Annotated in this window: 8 protein-coding genes and 1 pseudogene; 5 read left to right on the plus strand and 4 right to left on the minus strand. The window is 43.2% G+C overall.

Annotated features, from left to right (window positions below; all coding sequences use genetic code 11):
- Positions 1-23: 23 nt before the first annotated feature.
- The 4 genes from AC5JMF_RS29275 to AC5JMF_RS29290 form a co-directional block, all read right to left on the minus strand.
- Positions 24-383: a hypothetical protein gene (locus tag AC5JMF_RS29275; protein WP_495799214.1), complete on the minus strand. Its 360-nt coding sequence runs from the start codon at positions 381-383 to the stop codon at positions 24-26.
- Positions 384-413: 30 nt separating this feature from the next.
- Positions 414-779 carry an AAA family ATPase gene (locus tag AC5JMF_RS29280; RefSeq protein WP_495799215.1) on the minus strand — a complete coding sequence of 122 codons (366 nt, stop codon included), beginning with the start codon at positions 777-779 and terminating at the stop codon, positions 414-416.
- Between the two features lie 49 nt (positions 780-828).
- Positions 829-1,419 (minus strand): helix-hairpin-helix domain-containing protein, encoded by a 591-nt coding sequence (locus AC5JMF_RS29285; RefSeq protein WP_495799216.1) that lies wholly within the window; start codon positions 1,417-1,419, stop codon positions 829-831.
- Positions 1,420-1,480: 61 nt separating this feature from the next.
- On the minus strand, positions 1,481-2,161 hold the full coding sequence (locus tag AC5JMF_RS29290) for an RICIN domain-containing protein (RefSeq protein ID WP_495799217.1): 681 nt from the start codon (positions 2,159-2,161) through the stop codon (positions 1,481-1,483).
- Positions 2,162-2,359: 198 nt separating this feature from the next.
- Here AC5JMF_RS29290 and AC5JMF_RS29295 point away from each other — a divergent pair, with 198 nt between their 5' ends.
- The 5 genes and pseudogenes from AC5JMF_RS29295 to AC5JMF_RS29315 all read left to right on the plus strand — a co-directional run.
- Positions 2,360-3,124: a ParB/RepB/Spo0J family partition protein gene (locus AC5JMF_RS29295; protein WP_495799218.1), complete on the plus strand. Its 765-nt coding sequence runs from the start codon at positions 2,360-2,362 to the stop codon at positions 3,122-3,124.
- 50 nt (positions 3,125-3,174) lie between these two features.
- Positions 3,175-3,756 (plus strand): hypothetical protein, encoded by a 582-nt coding sequence (locus AC5JMF_RS29300; protein WP_495799219.1) that lies wholly within the window; start codon positions 3,175-3,177, stop codon positions 3,754-3,756.
- A gap of 45 nt (positions 3,757-3,801) precedes the next feature.
- The gene (locus tag AC5JMF_RS29305) at positions 3,802-4,065 is read left to right on the plus strand and encodes a hypothetical protein (RefSeq protein ID WP_495799220.1); all 264 of its coding nucleotides are present in this window, start codon (positions 3,802-3,804) and stop codon (positions 4,063-4,065) included.
- A complete protein-coding gene (locus AC5JMF_RS29310; protein ID WP_495799221.1) occupies positions 4,049-4,378 on the plus strand; it encodes a type II toxin-antitoxin system RelE/ParE family toxin in 330 nt (109 codons plus the stop codon). The genes AC5JMF_RS29305 and AC5JMF_RS29310 overlap by 17 nt, the downstream gene beginning before the upstream one ends.
- A gap of 93 nt (positions 4,379-4,471) precedes the next feature.
- Positions 4,472-4,923, plus strand: a pseudogene (locus AC5JMF_RS29315) (hypothetical protein); the annotation flags it as partial.

Genomic DNA, 4,923 nt, shown 5'->3' on the forward strand with positions numbered 1-4,923 from the left:
AAAGCAAATTAGAAAACTTATCGCTAAGGTTGTCCAGCTTTGTTGTCAGTTGGGCTTAAATCAGCGTAATCGTAAACCACAGTACGTTCACTGTACCGCACCATGACTTCTTGCTCCTCAGTATCGATGCCCTCGATTATCCCCAAATCGCCATTAAAGACTTCGCGATTGTAGTCGTTGGTTTGTTGAATAACGCGATCGCCCTCTCGCAGAATCATCCCACCCCTGTTAATCTCCACTTTCTCTGCACTGGGAGGATTAATCAACTGTTGCAAAACAGTATTGAGGTTGCGAGTACCGATAACACCCCGCGTCATTGGGCACAAAACCTGTACATCGGTTGCCGGGTTAAACCCAAGCCGAGGAATCAAGTCAGTAACCAATTCACAGATTGCTTGTACCCCGTGTTCCGGTTAAAACCCGCCGCCATGCCAAATGCAGTCCGAGACGGGAGAATCAGAGATTGGTTCAATTGTTGGGTATTGTCCTCGGTTAATGGAGTGCGCGGCGGTGACAATTGCACTCGCTTGAGCTTGGCGAAATACCTGTGTTAGCCGCACCACTGGTACAGTAAGCGAATTAATCAGATCAGCAAGTACATTACCAGGCCCGACAGACGGTAACTGGTCAATGTCACCCACTAACAGCAATTGTGCGCCAACTGCTACTGCTTTGTATTGTTTATCAAGAAAGGCAGAGGGCAGAAGGCAGGAGGCAGAAGGAATACTGTTTTCTGCACTCTGCCACGACCGGAGGGAGTAAGGGTTTAAGACCCCCACTGAAACGAAGTTCAGTGGCCCCAATTAAGGAGGGGTCTGAATCCCCTTCTTAATTGTCCCTTCTGCCCTCTGCCTCCTGCCTTCTGCCTTCTTCAAAAATCTTCACCGCGTAGGTTGTTGAAACACCATGCCCTTGCAGAAATACCATTACTTCTTTGATGGCTTTCTGTGAAGCCCAAGCCGTTTGAATTAGTTTGATGCGTTTTTTAGCAATACCTTGAACTTCGACAAGGCGCTCAATTTGATTGTCGATAATCTCCAGAGTTTCCAAACCAAAATGAGCGACTATGCGCTTTGCTGTGACTGGGCCTACTCCTTTAATTAAACCGCTGCCCAAATACTTTTCAATTCCGGTGATTGTAGCGGGTTTGGTTTCTTGGTATTGAACAACTTGAAACTGTGGCCCGTATTGGGGATGTTCACGCCAGAAACCAGTTAGTTGCAATGTTTGACCGGGCTGGATATTGGCGAAGCTGCCGACAATTGTTGTGAGTTCAGTAGCGCGAGAACGCACCAGACGCGCAACAGTATAACCTGATTCTTGGGAGTAAAAGGTCAGGCGTTCAACTACACCGATGATTGTTTCGTGTAGAACAGAGGTATTTAATTGTTGATGGTCAAGATTAGATAAAGTGGACATTACCTTTTGAGAACGCCGCACATAATCATATTGCTAGAAGCGGATTTATTATAGTACATATTTACTGCTGCATCTTCCATTTTTGGTCTGTAGGTGAACCGTTTTCAGCATTACGTCCAGAGAAATTACAGTCCCAAAGTACCAATAGAGCGCCATTCTCTATACCAGGCGCACCAGCAACATCAATACATTTTCCTGATAATCTGTTACGAATAAAACCGTCACTAGTCAATGTCCATTTTTGGTCTGTAGGTGAACCGTTTTCAGTGTTACGTCCAAAGAAATTACAATCCCAAATTAACAATGGTGCGCCGTTATGTGTACCAGGTGCACCAGCAACATCAATACATTTTCCTGATAATCTGTTACGAATAAAACCGTCACTAGTCAATGTCCATTTTTGGTCTGTAGGTGAACCGTTTTCAGTGTTACGTCCAGAGAAATTACAATCCCAAATTAACAATGGAGTGCCATTCTCTGCACCAGGCGCACCAGCAACATCAATGCACTTTCCTGACAATGTATTGCGAATAAAAACACTCCTTGGTTGGGCATAGATGGGTTTGATATTAATAGTTGATAACAACACAATATTGAAAGATGCAACGAGCAGAGCAGGTAAAGTTTTTTCCAAGTTATTCATGATTGAACTTCCTTTGTACTTCTCTAGCACAAGAATACTAATAGGTAAACCCTTGCCATTGCACTTAGGACAAGTAGTTGTGTTAGGTTTATCAGTCATAGTCACCCAGCAATCAGGGCGGCCGCATCATGTCAATAAGACTAGTCCATTCTCAATAAACTTCAAAATAATGTCATCAGTCCCTGCTTATTGACAAAGATTTTAGCGTAGACGCTCTGCGGCTTGCCATAGGCATCGCTTTAAATCTTGGAAAGTAAATCAAACGAGAAATCCTGATTTTTTCGTTGGTTCTTAATTTTGGTCATAATCGGCAGTACTTTAGATGCGTTTGCCCTGCCGTTATGGCTGCGTCCTTGTACTGATGGTAAGTATTTATTAATTGCGGGGGAACGTCGCTACCGTGCTGCACTCTCTGCCGGCTTAACGGAAGTTCCTGCTGCAATTTTAGATGTTGATGAAGCCTCATCTCTAAAGCTCTCCTTGCTAGAAAATTTGCAGCGAGAAGATTTAAATCCGGTAGAGGAAACGGAAGGAATACTGCACTTACTATCTTGGCAGCTAAACTGCAAGAAGAAGGAAGTAGTTGCTTTATTGAACCGCAGAGCGCATCTAGATAAAAAGAAAATTGAATGGTCAGACAAAGATACGGAAAACGTTTTCCGTCAACAGTGGGAAATTGTAGAAAATGTGTTTACGATAGTGGGCAAGCTATCGCCAGAAAGCTTTCGTGTCAGTCGGCTACCACTGCTGAATATGCCGCTTGATGTTTTAGAGGCGCTACGTTATGGAAAAATAGAATACACCAAAGCCAGAGCGATCGCTACAGTTAAAGATGAAGCGTTTAGATTTAGTTTGCTAGCAGAAGCAATTGCTGAAAATTTATCTCTAGCACAAATTCGTACTCGAATTAAGGAAGCAAAGCCTCAAGAACCTCCTTCTTTAAAAAAGGAATTTCAAGACATATCTCAGAGAATGTTAAAGTCTTCACAGTGGGAAGACCCGAAAAAAGCAAAGAAAATCGCAAGTCTTTTACAACAACTAGAATCATTGTTAACAGATTAAAAGAGATTTGAAAATCCCGTTTCGGCTTAGTTCATTTCAATGCAAGTTTCATGAAATCTACCCAACGCCCATCTAAACCACCCAAACCACCAAAACCCAACAACCCAAACCCCAAGCTTGACCTTGTTGCCATTCGCCCAGCAGAGCAACCGCCAATCACATTACAGCCAGACCCCGCCCCTGCACTAGAGGCCCTGCCAGATGAACCACAAGCAATCACTACAGAGCCACCGCAAGCACAAGCTCAAGTAGAAACAAAAGCGCTCACAGTCAAGCCCCTACCATTAGAAACAGGTAAGCCCAAGCCGCGTGAGCGCAGGTTAGATGACTCACCCAAACCCAAGCCGCGCCAGTTTGAATCGTGTGAAGAAGAAGAGTTACCACCACAGCAATGCCAACGCATGAAATTTACAGACTGCGACAAGGAAGTAGGGCGTGTAATCTACGAGTGCTATCACTGTTTAACTGAATTAGTGAGCGAGTATAAGGGTTCACCTGTTCTTGAAGAGTTTAGAGGACGCAGGAAGGAGAAAGCGATTGAAGTAGAATGCCTTAACTGTGGCAAGAGTGCGATTAGGTTAAGTGTAAAGGAGGTGATTTCGACAGTAATAATCGCTTCTCCTTGGGAATAGTGACGAACGCCATTAGAATTGAAGAATTGTTAGATCTATCAATATATGCTAAAAACTGTTGCAGGCATTTATCAAAATGGACAAATTGAACTTAGTGAGTTACCAGCAGATGTGAGCGATCGTGCCCAAGTTATTGTTACCTTTGTTGAGCCTGGTAAAGTTGATCCTAGTAAATTGCGCCAACTAATTGATCAACTCGAAACAATTGCTCAAGTCCAGCAAGGTTTTGAGGAAATAGATGCTGGGCAAACTCGCCCCCTTGAAGATTTTATTGCCGAAATGCAGCAAAAGTATGACATTTCTGGTTGAAATCACTTCCCTTGCTCAAGCTCAGATAGACTTGTCCTATCGCTGGTATCGAGAGCAGAATCCGGAATTTGCAGATCGTTGGTTTCGAGGTTTAATGAATGAAATTGCAACACTTCAAGAGAAACCGCAGCGCTGCGGACTAGCAGTTGAACACGAGATTTTTATTGGAGAAGTCCGACAGTTACTTTACAGAAAAACCAAAAACGTATACCGAGTACTATTTACAATTCGAGATCATACAGTTTATGTGTTGTATGTGCGTCATTCTTCTCAAGCACCGCTGACTGTAGATGACCTGGACGATGAGACATAATTGGTGCTTGTTTGCAGTCAAAGTGCGTAATGACCACAGATTGCTGTAACCTCAAGCTAATAAATATTGAAATTTTATAGGTATTGACACCGGATGAACTTAAAACCTCCTCCTGACGAATTAGTGACTCCACTGTTAGAATTACGAGATTACTGCGTTCGGCAACTAGAAGAATATGAGAGATTGTATCGGCAGGCGCAGCAGCAGTTAGACCATGTAGAAGCATTACTATCTAACTGGATTTGTGTTGATCACAACCAAACACCAAAGCTGACATCGGCTAATGACATTCCACATGCTCAAACTAGCTCGTTGATGTCTATTTCAGTGCCTGATGACATTTCTGATGTTGACTTGACTCTTGAGCCAACAGAATCAAAGCTAGATAACGTGGAGTTGAATAATTCTGTATCCACACAGAATCAACAAACCCAAAGAGCAAATACATCTGTAGTTGAAATTTCTAGCTCATCCGAAGTGTTAGAAATTTCCATGCTACCCCAGTATGAGAATTTATCCAGGATTGATGCGGTCAAAAAGCTCTT

The sequence above is a fragment of the Desmonostoc vinosum genome (assembly GCF_059505385.1).